The organism is Ideonella margarita (assembly GCF_038066635.1).
GTDB lineage: Bacteria > Pseudomonadota > Gammaproteobacteria > Burkholderiales > Burkholderiaceae_C > Ideonella > Ideonella margarita.
In genome coordinates this window covers 60338-81967 of record NZ_JBBUTI010000006.1, presented here as the reverse complement: position 1 = coordinate 81967, position 21630 = coordinate 60338, and the positions used below count along the sequence as shown (strand labels likewise).

Annotated in this window: 20 protein-coding genes; 10 read left to right on the top strand and 10 right to left on the bottom strand. The window is 69.5% G+C overall.

Features of this window, described 5'->3' with window-relative positions; all coding sequences use genetic code 11:
- Nucleotides 1-9 precede the first annotated feature (9 nt).
- The 3 genes from AACH00_RS09705 to AACH00_RS09695 all read right to left on the bottom strand — a co-directional run bounded on the left by AACH00_RS09705 (nt 10) and on the right by AACH00_RS09695 (nt 2883).
- Entirely contained in the window at nt 10-819 is an 810-nt protein-coding gene (locus tag AACH00_RS09705; RefSeq protein WP_341398917.1) for a sulfite exporter TauE/SafE family protein, read from the bottom strand.
- A 6-nt stretch (nt 820-825) separates the two neighbouring features.
- The gene (locus tag AACH00_RS09700; protein WP_341398916.1) at nt 826-2232 is read right to left on the bottom strand and encodes a DUF3422 family protein; all 1407 of its coding nucleotides are present in this window, start codon (nt 2230-2232) and stop codon (nt 826-828) included.
- Nucleotides 2233-2313: 81 nt separating this feature from the next.
- A complete protein-coding gene (locus tag AACH00_RS09695) occupies nt 2314-2883 on the bottom strand; it encodes a Spy/CpxP family protein refolding chaperone (RefSeq protein WP_341398915.1) in 570 nt (189 codons plus the stop codon).
- Between the two features lie 181 nt (nt 2884-3064).
- On the opposite strand from AACH00_RS09695, the gene AACH00_RS09690 reads away from it, so the two are divergent.
- Nucleotides 3065-3802 carry a response regulator gene (locus tag AACH00_RS09690; RefSeq protein ID WP_341398914.1) on the top strand — a complete coding sequence of 246 codons (738 nt, stop codon included), beginning with the start codon at nt 3065-3067 and terminating at the stop codon, nt 3800-3802.
- Nucleotides 3799-5295, top strand: coding sequence for an ATP-binding protein (locus tag AACH00_RS09685; protein ID WP_341398913.1), 1497 nt, complete (start codon nt 3799-3801; stop codon nt 5293-5295). Before AACH00_RS09690 ends, AACH00_RS09685 begins: the two co-directional genes overlap by 4 nt.
- 12 nt (nt 5296-5307) lie before the next feature.
- Here the strand turns inward: AACH00_RS09685 and AACH00_RS09680 are convergent, their stop codons facing one another.
- From AACH00_RS09680 to AACH00_RS09660, 5 genes are all read right to left on the bottom strand, one after another.
- A complete protein-coding gene (locus tag AACH00_RS09680) occupies nt 5308-5598 on the bottom strand; it encodes a metal-sensing transcriptional repressor (protein ID WP_341398912.1) in 291 nt (96 codons plus the stop codon).
- A gap of 44 nt (nt 5599-5642) precedes the next feature.
- Nucleotides 5643-5879 carry a YgaP family membrane protein gene (locus AACH00_RS09675; RefSeq protein ID WP_341398911.1) on the bottom strand — a complete coding sequence of 79 codons (237 nt, stop codon included), beginning with the start codon at nt 5877-5879 and terminating at the stop codon, nt 5643-5645.
- A gap of 11 nt (nt 5880-5890) precedes the next feature.
- Entirely contained in the window at nt 5891-9214 is a 3324-nt protein-coding gene (locus tag AACH00_RS09670; protein WP_341398910.1) for an efflux RND transporter permease subunit, read from the bottom strand.
- Nucleotides 9211-10326 carry an efflux RND transporter periplasmic adaptor subunit gene (locus AACH00_RS09665; RefSeq protein WP_341398909.1) on the bottom strand — a complete coding sequence of 372 codons (1116 nt, stop codon included), beginning with the start codon at nt 10324-10326 and terminating at the stop codon, nt 9211-9213. The genes AACH00_RS09670 and AACH00_RS09665 overlap by 4 nt, the downstream gene beginning before the upstream one ends.
- Nucleotides 10327-10446: 120 nt before the next feature.
- Complete coding sequence (locus tag AACH00_RS09660) at nt 10447-11439, bottom strand: Bug family tripartite tricarboxylate transporter substrate binding protein (protein WP_341398908.1); 993 nt, start codon at nt 11437-11439, stop codon at nt 10447-10449.
- 231 nt (nt 11440-11670) lie between these two features.
- Between AACH00_RS09660 and AACH00_RS09655 the strand changes: the two genes are divergently transcribed.
- From AACH00_RS09655 to dsbD, 7 genes are all read left to right on the top strand, one after another.
- Nucleotides 11671-12036, top strand: coding sequence for a JDVT-CTERM system glutamic-type intramembrane protease (locus AACH00_RS09655; protein WP_341398907.1), 366 nt, complete (start codon nt 11671-11673; stop codon nt 12034-12036).
- Nucleotides 12037-12118: 82 nt separating this feature from the next.
- Nucleotides 12119-13342, top strand: a complete 1224-nt coding sequence (locus tag AACH00_RS09650; RefSeq protein WP_341398906.1) for a choice-of-anchor D domain-containing protein — start codon at nt 12119-12121, stop codon at nt 13340-13342.
- Between the two features lie 48 nt (nt 13343-13390).
- Nucleotides 13391-13978, top strand: a complete 588-nt coding sequence (locus tag AACH00_RS09645) for a TlpA family protein disulfide reductase (protein WP_341398905.1) — start codon at nt 13391-13393, stop codon at nt 13976-13978.
- A gap of 16 nt (nt 13979-13994) precedes the next feature.
- Entirely contained in the window at nt 13995-14240 is a 246-nt protein-coding gene (locus AACH00_RS09640) for a DUF4266 domain-containing protein (protein ID WP_341398904.1), read from the top strand.
- On the top strand, nt 14227-15360 hold the full coding sequence (locus AACH00_RS09635; RefSeq protein WP_341398903.1) for a DUF3570 domain-containing protein: 1134 nt from the start codon (nt 14227-14229) through the stop codon (nt 15358-15360). The genes AACH00_RS09640 and AACH00_RS09635 overlap by 14 nt, the downstream gene beginning before the upstream one ends.
- Complete coding sequence (locus tag AACH00_RS09630; RefSeq protein ID WP_341398902.1) at nt 15330-16301, top strand: FAD:protein FMN transferase; 972 nt, start codon at nt 15330-15332, stop codon at nt 16299-16301. The genes AACH00_RS09635 and AACH00_RS09630 overlap by 31 nt, the downstream gene beginning before the upstream one ends.
- On the top strand, nt 16301-18244 hold the full coding sequence (gene dsbD, locus AACH00_RS09625; protein WP_423221923.1) for a protein-disulfide reductase DsbD: 1944 nt from the start codon (nt 16301-16303) through the stop codon (nt 18242-18244). The genes AACH00_RS09630 and dsbD overlap by 1 nt, the downstream gene beginning before the upstream one ends.
- A gap of 93 nt (nt 18245-18337) precedes the next feature.
- Here dsbD and AACH00_RS09620 read toward each other — a convergent pair whose 3' ends face one another.
- Nucleotides 18338-19612 (bottom strand): Glu/Leu/Phe/Val family dehydrogenase, encoded by a 1275-nt coding sequence (locus tag AACH00_RS09620; RefSeq protein WP_341398900.1) that lies wholly within the window; start codon nt 19610-19612, stop codon nt 18338-18340.
- Nucleotides 19613-19789: 177 nt separating this feature from the next.
- Between AACH00_RS09620 and proC the strand changes: the two genes are divergently transcribed.
- The gene (gene proC / locus AACH00_RS09615) at nt 19790-20632 is read left to right on the top strand and encodes a pyrroline-5-carboxylate reductase (protein ID WP_341398899.1); all 843 of its coding nucleotides are present in this window, start codon (nt 19790-19792) and stop codon (nt 20630-20632) included.
- A 23-nt stretch (nt 20633-20655) separates the two neighbouring features.
- Here proC and ubiA read toward each other — a convergent pair whose 3' ends face one another.
- Nucleotides 20656-21564, bottom strand: coding sequence for a 4-hydroxybenzoate octaprenyltransferase (gene ubiA, locus AACH00_RS09610; protein WP_341398898.1), 909 nt, complete (start codon nt 21562-21564; stop codon nt 20656-20658).
- Between the last annotated feature and the right edge of the window lie 66 nt (nt 21565-21630).

Here is a 21630-nt window from a genome sequence, read left to right as displayed (position 1 = left end):
AGAGGGAAATCAAGGCATCAGCAGGTTGACCAGCAGGCGCACACCCAGGCCACCCGCCAGCACGGCCAGGCCGGTTTGCACCCAGCGTGCCGGCAGCTGGGCCGCAAAGCGCTGGCCCAGAAGCATGGCCGCCATGGCCGCGCCACCAAAACACAGCGCCACCGGCACATTCACGCTGCCGAAATGCAGTGCACTCAGCCAGCCGCTGAGCGTGGCCACGGCCGTGACGGCCAGCGAGGTGGCGGTGATGTGGCGCACGTCCAGCGTGCTGTGGCGCGACAGCGCGGGCACGATGATGAAGCCGCCGCCCACACCCAGCAGGCCCGACAGCAAGCCGGCACTCGCACCCGTTCCAGCCAATGCGCGGGCGCAGGGCGCGGTCCAGTGGAGCTGGCCCTTTTCCGGGTTGAACTGACAGGGGCGGTACGCCAGCTCGCGGGTGTCAGGCGGCGTGCGCTGCCAGGCCATGCGGGCCATGCGCAAGCAGGTCCAACCCAGCACCGCCACCAGCGCGGCCTTCAGCCACTGGCCGGGTACCTGGTGCGAGAGCCACACGCCCAGTGGCGCGGTCACCGCCGCAATGCCGCCGATCAGGGCAGCGGCCCGGTAACGCAGCACGCGCTCGCGCCAGCCCAGCCACGCGCCCAGCCAGGCCGCAGCGCCCACGGCCACCAGCGCGATGGGCGTGGCCTCAGAGGGGCTCAGGTGCAGCACCAGCATCAGCAGCGGCGCGGCCAGCACGCCACCCCCGGCCCCGGTGAGCGCCATCACGCTGCCCACCAGCAGGCCAAGCACACCGGCTTCCAGCAGCAGGTCCATGTCGCCTCAGGCCGTTGGCTGTTGGGCGTGGCTGCCGTGCAGCCGGGCATGCACCCGCCGGGTGGCTTGCCACACGCCCCACAGCACCACCGGAATCAGCGCGCCCGCGGCCATTTCCGGGTTCACCGGCAGGCCCATGGCCTTGAGCGCCTTGCCGCCGTACAGCAGCAGGCTGATCACGTAATACGAGATGGCCGCGATCGACAAGCCCTCCACGGTGGTCTGCAGGCTGAGCTGCAGTTCCTGTCCGTGGGTGAGCTTGGCCAGCAGTTGCTGGTTCTGGGTTTCGGTGGCGATGTCGACGCGCGTGCGCAGCAAGGCACTGGCGCGCTCGATGCGCTGCGACAGCGCCGCCAGCCGGTTGGCCGTGGCTGCTGCCGTCGCCATGGCCGGTGAAATGCGGCGCAGCAGGAATTCGCCCAGGGTTTGCGTGCCGGGAATCGGCTGCTCGCGCAGCTCGGTGATGCGCTGGCGCACCAGCGCGTCATAGGCCTGCGTGGCGGCGAAGCGGTAGCCGTGTTCGGCCGTGGCCCGCTCCACCCGCGCAGCCTGGTGAATCAGCGTGTCCAGCAGGTCTTGCTCAGACACGCTGCGGCTCTCCAGCTTTGCCGTGATGTCTGACAAACCCCGTTCGGCATCCGCCAGCACCGGCCCCAGCGCCTTGGCCACGGGCAGGCCGCGCAAGGCCATCAGCCGGTAGGTTTCCATCTCCAGCAGGCGCTGCGAGATGCGGCCGGCGCGGGTCTCGCCCGTCCCCGGCGGGGCGATCACCAGGAAACGCTCGAAGCCGCTGGCGCTCAGGCGGAAGTTGGTCACCGCCAGCGAGTGGCCGTGGCCCAGCAACGATGCGACCACGGTGCGCCCGCCCAGCCACTGCTGGCCCAGGGCCAGCGCGGCGTGCGGGTCGTCGATCGGGTGTTCAAGCATCACCAGCTTGATGGCGGCCACGGTTTGACCCGGGATGCTGGCGAGCCAGTCGTCGGGCAGCTGCACATGGCTGAGCAGTTCGGGCTGCGTGGCGTCCAGCCCGGCGTGGGCGGGCAGCGGCTGCACCAGCGAGTAGCGGGTGAACTCGCTGTGGCGCTCCCATTTCAGGGTGGCACCGTCCAGGCGCAGGCGCAGGAAGTTGTGTTGCAGGTCTGCGACGGTCAGGCCGGCCTTGTCAGGCAGGCGCTGCAGGTGCGCGCATTCGTCTTCGCGGCTCACGCCCTGGTTCAGCACGGCCACGTAGACCACCAGCGCGGGCAGGCGGATGCGGGCCGAGGGGCGCGCGTGGATCTCGTTGTGCAGTTCCTCGCGCAGCGGGTCGTCCGCCGGCAGGGCGTGGCGCGCGCGGCCCCGGGTGGGCGTGGCGGGCGATGCAGCTGAAGAGGACGTCGTGGACGTCGAAAAAGGCGGGACGGCAGACGACATGACGGGCGACCGGGTCAAAAAACCAGAGTCGCCAGTATGGGGCCTGCCAGCCCGGTGCCCCCGGCTGGCAGGCCTGCAGCGTCAGCTCTTGGCTGCCGGTGCCGCTGGTGCTCCAGGGGCGGTGCTGCCGTCACGCGGGCCGCCACGGTGTTCGCCGCCGTGGTCATGACGGCCGCCATGGCCGCCACCTTCCGGGCCGCGGGCCATCAGGCGCTGGAATTGCTGGTCGGCGGTGGCGCGTTGCTCCGGCGTCAGCACGCCATACAACGATTGCAGCGCCGACTGCGTGGCTTCCATGCCGGCCAGTTGCTGCTTCATGCGGGCCAGGTGCTGTGCCATGCGTTCAGGCGCGGGGGCGCTGGCCATCTTGGCGTGCTCTTCCGGGGTGGGCGGCGCCGGGCGGGCGGCCACCTGCTTGTTCACCTGTGCGGCGAAGGCGCCCCAGGCGGCTTCCTGGGCCGGGGTGATCTTCAGCTGCGCCTTGGCTTCGGTCAGGCGCTTCTGGGCCTGGGCGGCCATCTCGGCCCCGTCGCGCTGGCCGTGGTGGCCAAACGGGCCGTGGCCGTTCGTCGTCTGGGCCAGCACCGCGCCGGCACCCAGCAGGGACAGGGTGGCGGCGGCGGCAACGGCGATCTTCTGCATGCGGTTCATGGAGGTTCCTTTCGAGAACGGTGAGGGAGTGATCAACATGAACCGTATTCAAAACCTCCCGTGTAAACCGCGCATGTCATGAACCCGCCTTTTTGCATCACTGCGTATCTGCGGCCGGTGTTGACATACTGCGTTACGAAACACGGCCCACACCGGGCGCCGGAACGGATGCAATCGCGCCATGGACCTGCCAGACCACATCCTCATCGTTGACGACGACGTCGAGATCCGCCAGTTGCTGGGCACGTATCTTGAGCGCAACGGCCTGCGTGCCACCACCGTGGGCGATGGCCGGGCGATGCAGCGCGCGCTGGAGGCGCAGCGCTGCGACCTCATCGTGCTGGACCTGATGCTGCCCGGCGAAGACGGCCTGACGCTGTGCCGCGACCTGCGCGCCCGCGGCAATGACACCCCCGTGCTGATGCTCACCGCCCGTGGCGACGAGATGGACCGCATCCTCGGTCTGGAGATGGGTGCCGACGACTACCTGCCCAAACCCTTCAGCCCGCGCGAGCTGCTGGCGCGCATCAAGGTCATCCTCAAGCGCACCCGCAGCCTGCCGCCCAACCTGCGGCCCGACGACCAGGCGCGTCTGCAGTTCGGCCCGTGGGTGCTCGACACGGTGCAGCGCCACCTGCAAACGCTGGAAGGCGGGCAGGTGGTGTCGCTCAGCGGTGCCGAGTACAAGCTGCTGCGCATCTTTCTGGCCCACCCGCACCGTGTGCTCAACCGCGACCAGCTGGTTGACCTGACCCAAGGCCGCGAGGCCGACCCGCTCGACCGCAGCATCGATGTGCAGGTCAGCCGCCTGCGCCAGCGCCTGGGTGACGACCCGAAAGACCCGCGTCTGATCAAGACCGTGCGTGGTGAAGGTTATGTGCTGAGCGTGCCGGTGCGGCCAGCCGGGGCGCCGGCATGAGCAGCCATCTGACAACCGACGGGCAGCCAGAGGTGAAGGCACACGCCGCACCCCGCCTGCGCTTTCTGCCCCGCTCGCTCTTTGGCCGCCTGATGGGCGTGCTGTCGCTGGGCCTGCTGGCCGCCTTGTTGCTGAGCACCTGGATCAACCTGGCCGAGCGCGACCGCATGATGCTGCGCGCTGCCGGCGCCCATCCGGCCCAGCGGGTTGCGGAGGTGGTGCGCCTGCTCGATTCGCTGGAGCCCGCCGAGCAGGACCGTGTGGCCAGCATCCTCAACCAGCCCGGGCAGCGGGTGCGGCTGGCGTCTGCGTCGCGTGAGGCAGGTCGGCCCGCGGACGGCGCTTCAACTTCTGACAGTGAAGCTGATGACACCGGCCCGCAGGCGGGCGTGGTGATGGCGCTGCTGCGCGCCAGCCTGGGTCAGGACCGCCCGATCATCGTGCGGGCGCACCCGGTGGGGCTCGGGGCTGAGCGTGCCGAGCGCGGCTGGTGGGGCCGGCATCGGCTGGGTGCGGGCAGCGAGGCGGCCAATGGCCATCCACCGCACCCGGGCCTGGTGCTGAACGTGCAGGTCCAACTGGCGAACCAGCGCTGGCTGCTGCTGGACAGCCGCATGGCCGCCGACACCGCCAGCTTGCCGGTGCGCATGCTGGCCACGCTGGGCGTGCTGCTGGTCAGCGTGCTGTTGCTGTCTTGGCTGGCGGTGCGCTGGCTGACCCGGCCGCTGCAGGTGCTGGCGGTGCAGGCCGAGGCACTGGGCACCGACCTGCATCGCCCGCCGCTGCCCGAGAGCGGCCCGGCCGAAGTACAGCAGGCCGCCCGCGCGATGAACACCATGCAGCAGCGGCTGGTGGCCACGCTGGAGGGCCGCACCCGCGTGCTGACGGCCATCTCGCACGACCTGAAAACGCCGCTGACCCGCATGCGCCTGCGCGCCGAGCTGCTGGATGACGACGCGCTGCGAGAGCGCTTCGACAAGGACCTGCTCGACATGGAGGCCATGGTGCACGACGCCCTGGCCCTGCTGCGCGGCCTGGATGAGCCGGCGCAGCGCCTGAGCATCGACATGAATGCCCTGCTGCAGGCGGTGCAGGCCGATCAGCAGGAGATGGGCCGCAGCGTGTCGCTGAGCGGTGAGGCTGCGGGGCCCTTCGAGGGTGATCCGGGCCGGTTGCGGCGCTGCATCGGCAACCTGGTGGACAACGCGGTGCTGTATGGCCAGCGGGCGCACATCGAAGTCACCGATGACCCGTCGGCCCTGCTGATCCGCATCCGCGACGAAGGCCCGGGCATCCCGCCCGCCGCGCTGGCGCAGGTCTTCGAGCCCTTCTTCCGGCTGGAGGCCTCACGCAACCGCGCCACTGGCGGCAGTGGTCTGGGATTGGGCATTGCCCGAGAGCTGGCCCGATCAGCCGGTGGCGATGTGACCTTGAGCAACCACCCGGCCGGCGGCCTGGTGGCGCAGCTCAGCCTGCCGCGCGGGCGGGACTGAAGCGCCGCAGGTTCAGCGCACCTTGCCCAGCAGCGCCTGCATGTCTTCGAGCACGTCGTCGACATGCTTCTTCTGCTTGGGGTTGTCGCCCAGGCGCTCGGTCAGCTGCTCTTCCATGAAGCACACCGTCATGCGCACATAGGTGCTGTCCAGCGCCTTGCGCACGGCCGCCATCTGACTGGCGATGTCCAGGCAGGGCTGGCCTTCTTCCACCATGCGCTGGATGCCGCGCAGCTGCCCTTCGGCGCGCTTGAGGCGGTTCAGGATGTCGGTGCGGCTCTTGTCGTTGGACAGGTTGGACATGGCGGTGTCTTCAGTCGGGGGCGGTTGAGGCAGTCGGCGCATTGTCAGGCTTCGGGCCCGACAACGCGTGCGGGGCGGCTTTCCGGCACGCCCAGGCGCTTCAGGATGATGCCCAGCGGGCAGACGTTCGTGAAGCCGAACTGCAGCAGGTTGGCACCCACGAACGCCGTGAAGGCCAGCGCCCAGGGGCTGACGAACAGCGGGCTGCCTTCCACGCCCAGCAGCAGCGAGATCAGGATGAACGAGCCGGCAAAGATGCGGATGAGTCGATCGACGGTCATGGTGAGGGTCCTCAGATGGGGGTGGGTGTTGAAAGCGGCAAGGCGGGTGTCTGGCGCCGCAGGGCCAGCGAGAAATACAGCACCGGAATCACCACCAGCGTGAGCAGCGTCGAGACCAGGATGCCGAAGATGAGCGACACGGCCAGACCATTGAAGATCGGGTCGTCGAGGATGAAGAAGGCGCCGATCATGGCGGCCAGGCCGGTCAGCACGATGGGCTGCGCGCGCACCCGCACCGAGTTCACCACCGCCTCGGCCAGTGGCGTGCCCTGGCCGGTCTGCAGCTCGATGAAGTCAACCAGCAGGATCGAGTTGCGCACGATGATGCCGGCCAGCGCGATCATGCCGATCATGCTGGTGGCGGTGAACTGTGCACCGAGCAGCGCGTGGCCGGGCATCACGCCGATCAGCGTCAGCGGGATCGGCGCCATGATGACCAGCGGCGTCACATAGCTGCGGAACTGCGCCACCACCAGCAGGTAGATCAGCACCAGCCCCACCGCATAGGCCGCGCCCATGTCGCGGAAGGTGTCGTACGTGATCTGCCATTCGCCGTCCCACTTCACCGCGTACTGGCGGAAGGGGTCAGACGGCTGGTGGATCCACCATTCACCCAGGGCGCCGGTGCCCGGCAGGGCGGCTGCGGCCAGCTGGCTGCGGATGGCAAACAGGCCGTACAGCGGGGAGTCGAGCCGGCCGGCCATGTCGCCGAACACATACGACACGCCTTGCAGGTCCTTGGTGAACAGCGGCTTGTCGATCACGCCGCGCTCCACCCGCACCAGCTCCGACAAGGGCACCAGTTGCCCGTTGGCCGCGCGCATCGGCAAGGCCAGCAGGCTGTCGAGGCCGACCTGCGCATCGCGCGGCAGTTGCAGGCGCACCGGCACCGGGTACTTGCTGTGGCCATCGCGCAGCCAGGCCACATCGACGCCCGACAGCGCGCCCTGCACCGTGCTGGCCACGGCGGCTGCCGGAATGCCCAGGCTTTCGGCGCGCTGGCGCTGGATGCGCAGGAAGGCCCGCGGCGCATCGGCCTTCAGCGAGTCATGCACGCCGACGATGTCCGGCGTGGCCTCGAACGCGGCCGTGATGCGCTTGGCCAGTTGCTGGCGGCCGGCTTCATCCGGTCCGTACACCTCGGCCACCAGCGGGCTCATCACAGGCGGGCCGGGCGGCACTTCCACGAGCTGGATGCGCGCGCCATGGCGCTGGGCGATGCGGTCGAGCTCCGGCCGCACGCGCTGGGCAATGGCGTGGCTCTTGTCGCTGCGGTGGTGCTTGTCGACGAGGTTCACCTGCAGGTCACCCTGCTCGGCGTCAGCGCGCAGGTAGTACTGCCGCACCAGGCCGTTGAAGGTGATGGGGCTGGCGGTGCCGGCGTAGCCCTGGATGTCCTGCACCTCGGGCTGATCGGCCAGGAACTGGCTGAGCTCCTGCAGCGCTGCGGCGGTGTCTTCCAGCGCGCTGCCGGCCGGCATGTCGAGCACCACCTGGAACTCCGACTTGTTGTCGAACGGCAGCATCTTCAGCACCACGCCGACGGCCGAGTTCGGCACCAGGGCCAGCGCCATCGACAGCAGCAGCGCGGCGGTGATGCCGGCAGCGAGCAGCCACCGCCGCCGGGTGCTGAGCAGCAAGGGGCTCAGCACCTGAGCCAGCAGCCCACCCAGGCGGGCGCCGGGTGTGTGGGTGTCATTCGCGGCATGGCCGGCCTGATCGGTGCGACCCGCCTGGCCCATCTGGCGCATCAGCTTCAGCGCCAGCCACGGCGTCACGGTGAAGGCGATGATCAGCGACAGGGCCATGCCGAGGCTGGCGTTGATCGGGATCGGGCTCATGTACGGCCCCATCAGGCCCGACACGAAGGCCATCGGCAACAGCGCCGCGATGACGGTGAGCGTGGCGAGGATGGTGGGCCCGCCCACTTCATCCACCGCCAGCGGAATGATTTCTGACAAAGGCCGTGCCGGCGTGAGTGCCTGATGGCGGTGGATGTTCTCCACCACCACGATGGCGTCGTCCACCAGGATGCCGATCGAGAAGATCAGCGCGAACAGCGAGACGCGGTTCAGCGTGAAGCCCCAGGCCCACGAGGCAAACAGCGTGGCGGTGAGGGTGAGCACCACGGCAGCGCCGACGATCACGGCTTCGCGGCGGCCCAGCGCCAGGCCCACCAGCAAGATGACCGAGCCGGTGGCAAAGGCCAGCTTCTGGATCAGCTTGTTGGCCTTGTCAGCGGCGGTCTGGCCGTAGTCGCGGGTGATGCTGGCTTCCACACCCTCGGGCAAGACGGTGTTGCGCAGCTCGTCGAGCCGCGCCCGCACGCCGGTGGCCACCTCCACGGCATTGCGACCGGGCTGTTTGGTCACGGTCAGCGTCAGGGCCGGGAAGCGTTGGCCGGCCTCTGCTTTCGCCGCCTCAGGCTGTGCATCGTTCTTCGAAGCCGCGCCGGGCGTGTGCCACACCAGGCGCTCGGTCTGCGCCACACCGGCCGTGATGGTGGCCACCTCGCGCAGGTACACCGGCTTGCCCGCCTGCACGCCCACCACCACGTCGCCCACGTCTTCGGCCGAGCGCAGGAAGTCGCCGGCCTCCACGCTCAACATGCCGCCGGGCGGGTTGGCCACGGCGCCAGCCGGCATGCCCTGGTTGGCGGCTTGCAGGGTGCTGGTCAGACGCAGCACGTCGACGCCGCGCTCGCGCAGGCGAGAGGGGTCCAGCGCCACCTGGATGCTGCGGCCCGGGCCGCCCAGGGTGGTGATTTCGCGGGTGCCGGGCACGCGCTTGAACTCGGCTTCCAGCGTGTGGGCCACGGGCTCCAGATCGCTGGCGCTGCGGCCGTCACGGGCCCACAGGGTGATGCCCAGCACTGGCACGTCGTCGATGCCCTTGGGCTTGACGATCGGGGGCAAGGTGCCCAGCCCGGCGGGCAGCCAATCCTGGTGGGCGTTCAGCACGTCATACAGCCGCACCAGGGCTTCGGTGCGCGGCACCCCGACCTGGAACTGCACGGTCAGCACTGCCATGCCAGGTCGGGCCACCGAATAGGTGTGCTCGATGCCGGCGATCTGGCCGAGCACCTGCTCAGCCGGCCGCGCCACCATGGCCTGCACATCGGCACTGCTGGCGCCAGGGAAGGCGATCAGCACATTGGCCATCGTCACGTTGATCTGCGGCTCTTCCTCGCGTGGCGTGACCAGCACCGCGAACAGGCCCAGCAACAAGGCCACCAACGCCAGCAGCGGCGTCAGGGCGTTCGACTGGAAGCTGCGGGCCAGGCGGCCGGGCAGGCCGAGGTGGGCGGCGTCGGGGGTGTGCTCAGGCGCGCTCATGGCTCACCTCCTGGCAGGGCACCGGCCAGGCCGGCGCGCACGGCGTCCGTCGCGATGCGCTCGCCGGGCTTCAGGCCGGCCAGTACCTCGACCCGGTCGGTGCCTTGCTGGCGGCCGAGGCGAACGGCGCGCAGCACGAAGCGCTGTTCACGTTGCACGTACACGGCGTCGAGTTCGCCCCGGCGCAGCACGGCGGCCTGTGGCACGGTGAGCGGGGCGGTGCTGGTAGCCGCATCCGGCGCCGGGTCGTCAAAGCGCACCCGCAGGCTCTGGCCGGGCGAGAGGGTGTCGGCGGCTGCGGCCAGGTCCAGGCGCCATTCCACGGTCTGCGAAATCGGGTCGGTCACCGGCAGGGCCTGCACGGCGGTCGGGGCTACCCACTGGCCATCAGGCAATTTCACCTGCACCTGGCGTGCGGCGCGGGCCTGGGCGGCTTGCGAGGCCGGCACCTGCACCACGGCCCGCAGGGCGCCGGGGGCGTACAGCGTCAGCACCGGGCGGCCCGGGCTGGCCAGGTCGCCGGCGTCGAGGTGGGTGGCCAGCACCACACCGTCAAACGGTGCCACCAGCGTGGCAAAGCCGCGGGTCAGTGCGGCCTGGCTGCGGGCGCCGCTGGCCTGGGCGAGGCCGGCTTGCGCGGCCTTGAGTTGGGTCTCGGCCGTGTCCACCGCGGCCTGGCTGACGAAGCCCTTGCTGCGCAGTTCACGCTGGCGTTCTGCCGCGAGTCGTGCGTTGCGCAGTTCGGCCTCGGCCTGGGCCACCCCGGCGTCGGTGCGCTGCAGGCCGGCACTGGCGTCGCGGTCATCCAGCCGGGCGAGGGGCTGGCCTGCCTTCACGCGGTCACCGGCCTTCACCAGCAGGGCGAGCACATTGCCGCCCACCTGCGCCGCCACGGTGGCTTGCCGGCGGGCCTGCACGGCGCCGTCGAGGCTGACGCCGGCGGCGGTGCCGCGCTGCTTCACCACCAGGACTGGCACGGTCACGGGCAGCGTTTCCGCGGCCTGGGCCGGTGCAGCTGAGGTGGCCGCGCCCACCGCCATCCACATGCTGGCTGCCAGGGCCAGGGCGCGCACCTTGGCGGGTGCCCGCCAGGCGAGGGACGCAGTGGGCAAGGCGACGGATCTCGCGCCGGAATGGGGGGTGTTCAGAATAGCCATTGGGGTATTCTGTCACATACCCCCAGGGGGTATCAAGCACCGAGGTTTTTCAACCCCGGAAAAACGTGATGAATGTCAGTCGAGCGAGATGCCCACCTTGCGGATCACTTCGCCCCAGCGCTTGCTGTCGCTGGCCACCACCTGGCGGAATTCGGCGGCCGTGCCGCCCACCGGGGTCAGGCCCTGGCCGTCAAACGCGGCGCGCACGGCCGGGTCGGCCAGAACGGCGTTCACATCGGTGTTGATCTTCTGGATCACGGCGTCCGGCGTGCCGGTGGGCACGAACAAGCCGTTCCAGGCGAGCGATTCCACCGCCTTGTAGCCCGCGCTCGCCATCGAGGGCAGGTCTTTCAGGCTGCCCGGGTGCTGGGCGCTGCTCACGGCCAGCAGGCGCACACGGTTGTTGCGCACATGGGCCATCAGCGCCGGTGCCACGATGAAGGTGGCGTCCACATCGCCCTGCGCCACGGCCAGCGCTGCGGGCGGTGAGCCGTTGAAGGGAATGTGCGTGCCGCTCAAGCCGGCTTCCGACAGGAACAGCGCCATCGTCAGGTGGGCGGAGCTGCCGTTGCCCAGCGATGAGTAGTTCAGGCCCTCGGGCTTGTTTCTGGCCCAGGCCACGAGCTCGGCGACGCTCTTGATCGGCAGTACGGCGTTCACGGCCAGCACATTGGGCTGCGAGGTGGTCATCACCACCGGCACCAGATCGCGGTTGGCGTCGTAAGGCACCTTCTTGTAAAGGTAGGGCGCAAAGGCGATCGGGCCGTTGAAGGACAGCGCGATCGTCAGACCGTCCGGCGCGGCCTTGGCCACTTGGTCAGTGCCGAGCATGCCGCCCGCGCCGGGCTTGTTGTCGACCACCACAGGCTGGCCCCAGCGGTCCTTCAGGCGCTCGCTCAGCTGCCGCGCCACGATGTCGAGGGAGCTGCCCGCCGGGGCCGGCACCACGATGCGCACCGGTTTGCCCGGCCACGCAGGCGCTTGCGCCATGGCCGGCAGCGCTGCGAGGGATGCCAGGACGGTGGCCACGCTGGCGGCCAGGAGGTGAAGGTGGGAGCGACGACGCACGGCGAATTCCTTGTTGGGTGACAGCTGCCACTGTAGCCAGCCCCCGGGCAGCCGCCCAGCCGGGCCGGCCCGGACGACCCTTACAACTTGAAATGTGCTTAATGCACATATTGCGCGCACAATGCCCCTGACGGGCACGGGGCCAACGCTGTATCCGGTCCCGAAAAGCCTTCCGACCGCGCCTCGAGTTCGCCTCAACAGTCCTTTCGCCTACCCGTTTGCCAGCCCGCCATGGCCCACCTGCCCACCCTGCTGACCGACCTGACCGCGCCTTGGCGCCAGGCGCCCCTGCTGGCGCTGGCCCTTGGTGTGTTGCTGGCGCCCTGGGTGGAGGAGGTGGTCTTTCGCCTGGGCGTGCAGCAATGCCTGCTGGACCGCGGCTGGCGCCCCTGGCCCACCGTGCTGGCCACCGCGCTGGTGTTTGGCCTGGCCCATGCGCTGCTGCGGGCCGACTGGTTCGGGCTGGCCACGGCGCTGCCTGCGCTGGTGCTGGGCGGCCTGTATCTGAAGACCCGGCGAGTGGCCCCGTGCGCCGCGCTGCACGCCGTGTTCAACCTGATCTGGTGGCTGGCGCCGTTGGCACTGAGGCGCGTTTGACGCAGCAAACCGCCGGTACCGCCACCCACACGCACACCCTCATGCACACCCCCACGCACACCCTGCCTGACCTGGAGATCCCATGCACGCTTCGCCTCACTCCTTGAATCCACCCCGGCGCGGGCGGCCGTCGGGCCTGCTGGCGGCGCTGGTCTCGCTGGTCGCACTGATGGCCCCGTGGGCCGCCGCGCAGGCCCAAGATGCCACCAACGGCGCTACGCTCTACGGCAAGGTCATCGTCACCGGCAAGCAGACCTGCGCCGCCGCCGCCTGCCACGGCAGCGCGCCTTCGGCCAATCGCAACAAGATCGCCACGGGTGCCAGCGCCCCCACCATCAAGCTCGGCATCCAGAGCGTCGGCGACATGACCTTCCTGAGCGGCAAGCTCAGCGACAGCGAACTCAATGACCTCGCGGCCTACATCTCGCAGCAGACCGGCCGCGCCGCCACCTACATCACCGTGGCCACGGCGCCGGCGGCCACGCTCTCCGTCACCAGCCTCGCGTTTGGCAGCGTCACGGTGGGCCTGTCGGCCAGCCGCACCGCCACGCTCACCAACAGCGGCACGGCAGCGCTCACCCTCAGTGCCATCACGGTGTCGGGCACGGGCTTCAGCCTGAGCCACGACTGCCCGGCCAGCCTCGCCGTCGGCTCCGCCTGCACCCTGACCGCCGGCTTTGCGCCAGCCGCTGCAGGGGCCGCCACGGGCACCGTCACGATCACCAGCAATGCCAGCACCAGCCCGGGCAAGATCACCCTGACCGGCACGGGCGCCACCGCGGCCACCGCCCTGCTGGGCTGGGGCGGCAACGTCAGCAGCCTGAGCTTTGCCGACACCACCGTGGGCACCACCGCCGCCGCCCAAACCCTGACGCTGGCCAACACCGGCACGGCCGCGGCCAGCCTGACCAGCGTCACCCTGGGCGGCAGCCACGCCACCGACTACAGCCTGGGCGGCACCTGCACAGCCGGCAGCCAGGTGGCGGCCAGCAGCAGCTGCACCGTCATCGTCAGCTTCACGCCCACGGTGGCCGGCACGCGCACCGCCAGCGTCACCGTGGCGGCGTCCAACGCCACCAACCCGGCGGTCATCAGCGTCAGTGGCGTGGCCAGTGCGGCGTCCACCGGCGGCTCGACCGGTGGCAGCACGGGCGGCAACACCGGCAACACCACGGATGCCAACAGCAACACCGGTGGCGGCGGCTGCACCCTGGGCAGCGCGCACACCCTCCTAGATCCGGTCTGGGCGCTGATGCTCGCCGCAGCGGTTGGCGTGCTGTGGGCCCGCCGCAAGCGGCCGGCCTGATCACCGCCTTCACCCTGCCACCCCACCACCACCCCACAAGCGAACACAATGCAACGCCCTCATCCCCGACGCGCCTGGCTGCGCACCACCTTGCTGGCCCCGATGGCCGTCTCGACCATGCGTGCCGGCCTGGCCGGCGTGGTGGCCAATCTGGCTGCCCAAGCCCCTGCGCTGGCAGCGCCCGAGCCTGGCGCAACTGCCCCTGATTTCGAACTCGATGGCCCCGCCGGCCGGGTGCAGCTCTCGAAGCTGCAAGGCAAGCTGGTCTACCTCGACTTCTGGGCCTCGTGGTGCGGCCCCTGCCGCCAATCGTTTCCCTGGATGAACGATGTGCAGGCGCGCCTGGGCCCGCGCGGCCTGCAGGTGCTGGGTGTGAACCTGGACGCCCGCAGCGCGGATGCAGACAAGTTCCTGGCCGAAACCCCGGCCCGCTTCCAGGTCGCGTTCGACCCCAAAGGTGACACCCCCAAGCGCTACGGCGTGAAGGGCATGCCGACCTCGGTGCTGATCGGGCCCGACGGCCGCGTGCTGCTGACCCACAGCGGCTTCCGCCCGGACGACAAGGCCGAGCTCGAAGCCCGCATCACCGATGCCCTGAACCGCATGGCCGCCACCGGCGGCCGCAGCGCCACGTGAATCTGCAGGAGTGCCCATGAGATTGATCACCACCTTCACCCGACCGGCCACCGCCGCCGCCGCGCTGGCCGCGCTGCTGGTGCTGCCCGGCTGCGCCCAGCTTGCGCCGCCGCAAGCCTGGGAAAAGGGCGACCTGGCCCGCTCGGCGATGCGCATGGACGGCGACCCGCTGGAGGGCCGTTTCAGCCAGCACATCTTCGCCAGCAAGGAAGCCGCTGCCGGTGGCGCCGGCGTGGGGGGAGGCGGCTGTGGCTGCAACTGACCACACCCGCCGCACCTTTGGCGCACTCACGCTGGCCGCCTGTGCGCTGCCCGGCGTGATGCCGGCCGCGGCCCTGGCCGAGGAAGCCCCCGAGCACAGCCTGGTGGCGGTGAAGATGTCGGGCTACCAGGACAAGCAACCGGGCCTGGACCGCCTCAGCGTCAAGTCGCCGTCGTTCTACCTGCTGACACCGCTGGGGCGGCAATGGGCGGTGGAAGGCTCGCTCACGTATGACGATGTGTCGGGCGCTTCGCCGCGTTACTACACCGACGTCTCGGGCGCCAGCCGCATGCACGACGACCGGGTGGCCGGTGACGTGCGACTGACCCGCTACTTCGAGCGCCAGAGCCTGAGCATCGGCCTCTCGCATTCGGGCGAACACGACTATGTGTCGAACGCGCTGTCGATCACCGGCACCCACGCCAGCGAAGACAACAACACCACCTGGAACGCCGGCATCGGCTTGTCGCGTGACCGCATCAACCCGGTGAATGAGCTGGTGGTGGATGAGCGCAAGCGCACCGTGGAATGGCAGGTCGGCGTGACCCATGCGCTGAGCCCGCTCGACCTGGTGCAGGGCACGCTGACCTGGTCGGTGGGCAAGGGCTATTTCAGCGATCCTTACAAGCTGTTTGATGAGCGCCCGCGTGAACGCAACAGCGGCGTGCTGCTGCTGCGCTGGAACCACTGGTCACCCGCGCTGGCCGCTGCCGTGCGCAGCAGCTACCGGCTGTACCACGACAGCTTTGGCGTGCAGGCGCACACGGTGGAGCTGAACGTTGAAAAGCCGCTGAATGCGCAGTGGACGTTGACGCCGTCGCTGAGATATCACACGCAGCGTGCGGCCGATTTTTATGTGGACCCGGTGGACGACGTCAACGTTTACCCCGGCCCGAATGGCACACCCACCTATGTCAGCACCGACCAGCGCCTGTCGGCGTTTGGTGCATTTGGCTTGGGGCTGAAGCTGGCCTGGCAATGGAGCCCCGCCTGGGGCGCCGACATGAAGCTGGAACGCTACGAGCAGCGCGCCGACTGGCGCCTGGGCGGGCAAGGTTCACCCGGGGTTGACCTGCTGAAGGCACTGCAATGGCAAATCGGACTCTCGCACAAGTTCTGACCCTGCGGCCCGGCCCCGGTGGTCCGGTGTGGGTGATCGAGTTCATGGCCATGGGCTCGCCCTGCCGGCTGCACCTGGCGGGCGTGGCGCTGCCCCGCGCACAGGCATTGGCCGAGCTGGCGCTGGCGGAAGTGCAGCGCATCGAGCAGGCCTGGTCGCGCTACCTGGACGACAGCGTGGTCAGCCGCATCAACCGCGCGGCCGGCACCGGCAAGGTGGTGGCGGTGGACGCGGAAACCGCGCACCTGCTCGACTTTGCCGATCAGCTCTGGCGGGCCAGTGAAGGCCGTTTCGACATCACCTCCGGCGTGCTGCGCCGGGCCTGGAATTTCAGGCAGGCCAGCGTGCCCGATGCGGCGCGTCTGGCGCAGGTTTGCGGCCTGATCGGCTGGGCCGACGTCGCCTGGAATGGCGAGTTCATCAGCCTGCCGCGCACGGGCATGGAGATCGACTTTGGCGGTCTGGGCAAGGAGTACGCGGTGGACCGTGTGGCCACCTTGCTGATCGAGGCCGGCCAGTGCAGCGGCGTGGTGAACCTGGGCGGCGACCTGCGCGTGCTGGGCCCGCGCCCCGACGGGCAAGCCTGGCAGATGGCGGTGGCGCATCCGCGCCAGCCCGGTGAAAACCTGGTGAGCTGGCCGCTGCTGGAGGGCGCGCTGGCCACCAGCGGTGACTACGAGCGCTGCATTGACGTGGCGGGCCGCCGCTATGCCCACATCCTTGACCCGCGCACCGGCTGGCCGGTGTCTGACTGGCAGTCCATCAGCGTGCATGCGCCGGCCTGCCTGGCCGCGGGTGCGCTGTGCACCGTGGCCATGCTGAGCGGCCCCGCTGCCCCGGACTTCCTGCGGGAGCAGGGCGTTGATTTTGTGGCTTGCGATGCGCACGGCCACCTCTTTACTTCGGAGGACACACGATGCGATCTGCGTGCGGCGTGTTGATGTTGGGCCCGGTACGTTTGAGCCGGGGTTTGAGGCAGTGGTTCGGTGGGCTGGCGTTTGCGGTTGTTGCCATGGCAGCCAACACCGCGGCCATCGCGGCCACCGACACCTTCCTGCCCCCCGAGCAGGCCTTCGCCGCCACCGCGTTGGCCCGGCCTGACGGTGCGGTGGACCTGCAGTGGCAGGTGGCGCCCGGTTATCACCTTTACCGCGAGAAGATCGCCGTGGACACGGTGGATGCTGGCGTGCGCCTGGGCACCTGGGTGGCCCCGAAGGGAAAGCGGGTGCACGACGACAACCTGCAGCGCGATGTGGAGGTGCTGGAGGGCCGGGTGGCGATGCGCGTGCCGGTGCTGCAAACGGCGCCGGTGTGGCAGCTCAGTGTCACCAGCCAGGGCTGTGCCGATGCGGGCCTGTGCTACCCGCCGCAAACCCAGCGCTGGCGCCTGCAGGCACCGGATGCAGCCGGCAGCGCCTGGCGCATCAGCCTGGTGCCTGAGCCGGAAGACATGCCGCAACCGCCCCCGCACCGCGGGCCAGCCACCGCCACGTCCACGTCCACACCCACGGTGAGCCAGCCACCGGCTGACGACGCCGGCCCCGGTGGTGCCGCCGCGCGCATCGATGGCGCCTTGCGGGGCGGGCACCTGCCCACGGTGGCGGGCCTGTTCCTGCTGGCGGGTTTGCTGCTGTCGTTCACGCCCTGCGTGTTGCCGATGGTGCCCATCCTGTCGTCGATCATCGTGGGCCAGGGCGGCACGCCGTCGCGGCGCCGCGGCCTGGCGATGTCGATGGCCTACGCGCTCGGCATGGCGCTGGTCTACACCGCCTTGGGCGTGGTGGCCGGGCTGATGGGCGAAGGCCTGGCGGCCTACCTGCAGAACCCGTGGGTGCTGGGCGCCTTCGGCTTGTTGCTGGCGGGCCTGTCGCTGTCGATGTTCGGCTTTTACGAGCTGCAACTGCCGGCCAGCTGGCAATCCGGACTGATGGGCGCGTCGAACCGATTGCCCGGTGGGCAATGGGCGGGCGTGTTCGTGATGGGCGGCTTGTCGGCGCTGATGGTGGGGCCGTGTGTGGCAGCGCCTTTGGCCGGTGCGCTGCTCTACATCGGCCAGACGCGCGATGTGCTGCTGGGCTCGGTGGCGCTGTTCAGCCTGGCCATGGGCATGAGCGTGCCGCTGCTGCTGGTGGGCCTGTCGGCCGGAGCCTTGCTGCCGCGTGCCGGCGCCTGGATGACGGGCGTGAAGCATGCATTCGGCATGCTGCTGCTGGCGGTGGCCTGGTGGATGGTGTCGCCCGCGCTGCCGCCCCCGGTGGTGGTGGTGGGTTGGGCGGCACTGGCCTTGGGCGGTGCCACGGCGCTCGGTACGTTCGAGAGCCTGCCGCGCCCCGTGGCGGCGCCCCGCCTGCTGGGCAAGCTGGCCGGGGTGATGCTGGCGCTGCTGGGCGGTGCGCAGCTGTTCGGCGTGCTCTCCGGTGGACGTGATCCGTGGCAGCCCTTGTCGCACCTGGTGGCGGCGCATTCGGCGGCCAACGCAGCCACGGCGAACGGCGCCCTCGATGCCCGCGCGTTGCCTGCCGGTGGTCATCCGCGCTTCGAGCGTGTGGCCTCCCTGGCCGAGCTGGAGCAGCGCATGCGCCAGGCCGGCAAGCCGGTGCTGCTGGATGTGTCGGCTGACTGGTGCACCGCCTGCGAGGAAATGCAGCGCTTCACCTTCAGCGAGCCCGAGGTGCAGCGGCGCATGGCCCGCTTCGAGTTGCTGCAGGCCGACGTCACCGCGCACAGCGAGGCCGACCGCGCCCTGCTGCGCCGGCTCGGTTTGTTCGGCCCGCCCGGCATCGCCTTCTTCGACGGAGCCGGACAAGAGCTGCGGCAGCACCAGGTGGTGGGCTTCGTCAATGCCGCTGACTTCAGCGCCCACCTTGATCGCGTGTTGCGCTGACGCATGAAAAAAGCCACCCCGCGGGGTGGCTGCTGTCGATGACGCCGCAGTGCATCACTGCATCACGGCTTCAAGCAACGAGGTGGTGTCACCTCAAGGGTACAGACCGCGCTCTTCACGCGCCGTCAGGATGCGCTCGCAGGCCACGGCGAAGGTGGCGGTGCGCAGGGTGATGCGGTGCTGGTCTGCCACTTCCCAGATGCGCTTCAGGGCGCCGACCATGATCTTGTCCAGGCGGACATTGATCTCGTCTTCGGTCCAGAAGAAGCTGGAGAAGTCCTGCACCCATTCGAAGTACGAGACCGTCACGCCACCGGCGTTGCAGATCACGTCGGGCACCACCAGAACGCCACGCTCGGCGAGTATGTCGTCGGCGCTCGGCACGGTCGGGCCGTTGGCGCCTTCCAGCACCAGCTTGGCCTTCACGCGGTTCGCGCGGTCAGCGGTGATCTGGCCTTCCAGGGCAGCCGGGATCAGGATGTCGCAGTTGACGTCCCAGAACTCTTCCGACTTCATCACGTCGGCGCCCTTGAAGCCGCCCACACCGCCCGTGGCCTTCACGTGCGGGATGAGTTCAGCCAGGTCCAGGCCCTTGTCGTTGTAGATGGTGCCGGTGTGGTCTTGCGCTGCCACGATCTTCGAGCCGGCCTGCACGAACAGCTCTGCCGCAGCCGAGCCCACGTTGCCAAAACCCTGCACCGCGACGCGGGCGCCGTTCAGTTCCAGGTTGATGCGGCGGGCGGCTTCACGGCCGGTGACGAACACGCCGCGGCCGGTGGCCTTGACGCGGCCCAGCGAGCCACCGAGGTGGATCGGCTTGCCGGTGACCACGCCGGTGGCGGTGGTGCCGGTGTTCATCGAGTACGTGTCCATCATCCACGCCATGATCTGCGGGTTGGTGTTCACGTCCGGTGCCGGAATGTCTTGCTGCGGGCCGATGATGATGCCGATCTCGCTGGTGTAGCGGCGCGTCATGCGCTCCAGCTCCTTGTGCGACAGCTTCTTCGGATCAACCCGGATACCGCCCTTGGCGCCGCCGTACGGCAGGTTCACCGCGGCGTTCTTCACGCTCATCCAGGCCGACAGGGCCATCACTTCTTCCAGCGTCACGTCGGGGTGGTAACGCACGCCACCCTTGCCCGGGCCGCGCGACATGTTGTGCTGCACGCGGTAGCCCTCGAAGTGGGCCACGGTGCCGTCGTCCAGCTCGATGGGGATGTCGACGATCAGCGCGCGCTTCGGGCGCTTGAGGGTGTCGATCCAGCGGGCGAGGTGGCCGAGGTACGGGGCCACGCGGTCCACCTGCATCAGGTAGGTGCCCCAGGGGCTGTCAGCGGTGGGGTGGACAAAGGACAAAGGTGCGTTCATGTGTGTCTCCTAAGGGTTCAAGCAGCCCCGGCCAAGCCTCGTGAGCCGGCGTTGTCTGCATGGGTGCGGACTCTAGATCCGGGCAGGCCGAATTTGTCACGGAGGCACATGCAAGATTTGCATAACCCCAGTCCAATGCCGTCATTGCCTCTTTGCATGACCCCCTAAACTCCGGGCATGAACACTGCAAATCCTTCCCCTGACCGCGCGTCTGGCGTGGCCTTCATCGGTGGCGGCAACATGGCCAGCGCTGTCATCGGCGGCTTGCTGTCGGCCGGCCAGCCGGCAACGTCGATCACCGTGGTCGAGCCCTTCGCCGAGCAGGCGCAGCGTCTGCGCGAGCGCTTCGGCATCACGGTGCTGGCGGCCGCCGGTCCGGAACTGTTGAGTGCCGGCGTGGTGGTGTGGGCCGTCAAGCCGCAGATGTTCCAGGAAGCGGCCCTGCCGTGCCGGCAGTTCGTGGGCCAGGCCTTGCAGCTGTCAGTCATGGCCGGCATTCCAAGTGCGGCCATTGCGGCGGCCACGGGCAGCCAGCGCATCGTGCGCACCATGCCCAACACGCCCGCGCTCATCGGGCAGGGCATGACGGGCCTGTTCGCCTCGGCGGCGGTGTCGGCGGACGAGCGCCAGCGCGTGGAAGCCTTGCTCGCGCCCACCGGCACCACGCTGTGGGTGAATGAAGAAGCGCACCTTGACGCGGTGACGGCGCTGTCGGGCTCAGGCCCGGCGTATGTCTTCTACTTCGTCGAGGCGATGATCGAAGCCGGCACCGCGCTGGGTCTGAGCGCCGAGCAGGCGCGCCGCCTGGCGGTGGGCACGTTCTCAGGCGCGGCCGCGCTGTGCGGCCAGTCGGATGAATCGCCCGAGGTGCTGCGCCAGCGCGTCACCTCGAAGGGCGGCACCACGCACGCCGCCATCACCACGATGGAGGCTGAAGGCGTGAAGCCGGCGTTCGTGAAGGCGCTGCACGCCGCGGCCACGCGGGCGCAGGAGCTGGGCCGGGAGTTCGGCGGCGCCTGAAGCCCTTGAGGCCCCGACGGCCTTCAGCGCAGGTACGCCAGCACCGTGCCTGCGAACACGGCAAAACCCACCCAGTGGTTCAGCCGGAAGGCCTTGAAGCAGCCGTCGCGGCTGCGCTGGCGGATCAGCGTGTAGTGCCAGGCGGCCTGCGCACCTGCGCCCGCCAGCCCGGCCAGCAGCCAGCCGTGCGGCGTGCCCAGGCGGCTGCTCAGCCAGCCCCAGGCCGCCAGGTAGGTGGCGTAGAAGGCCATGATGGCGGCCACATCAAAGCGGCCCAGCGTGATGGCCGAGGTCTTGATGCCGATCTTCAGGTCGTCGTCGCGGTCGACCATCGCGTATTCGGTGTCGTAGGCCAGCACCCAGAACAGGTTGGCCACCAGCAGCGCCCAGGCGGTCAGCGGCACCGCGGCGCCCACGGCGGCGAGGCTGGCTTCACGCCCGCCCTGCACGGCACTGAAGGCCATCGGAATGCCGAAGCTGAACGCCACCCCCAGCACCGCCTGCGGCATCGACACCAGCCGCTTGGCATACGGGTACACCACCGCCACCGCCAGCGCGGCGAACGACAGCAGGATGGTGGGCGGGTTGGTGGTGAGCACCAGGCCAAAGGCCAGCACGGCCAGCACGGCGCCTACCGTCAGCGCTTCTTTCACGCCCAGTGCACCGCTGGTGACCGGGCGCTGGGCGGTCCGCTTCACGTGGCGGTCGAACTCGCGGTCGGCCACGTCATTCACGCAGCAGCCGGCCGAGCGCATGAGGATGGTGCCCAGCGTGAACACGCTCACCAGATGCCAGCCCGGAAAGCCATCGGCCGCGATCCACAAGGCCGTCAGTGACGGCCACAGCAGCAACAGCCAGCCGGCCGGGCGGTTCCAGCGGATCAGGTCAAGGTACAGCGCGAGGCGTTGGCGAGGGGCAGACAAGGTCGACATGGCGGAATTGTCACCCGGCAGATTTACATCCGTTCACCAAGCCGCTGCAAGCAGACAAGGATCCTT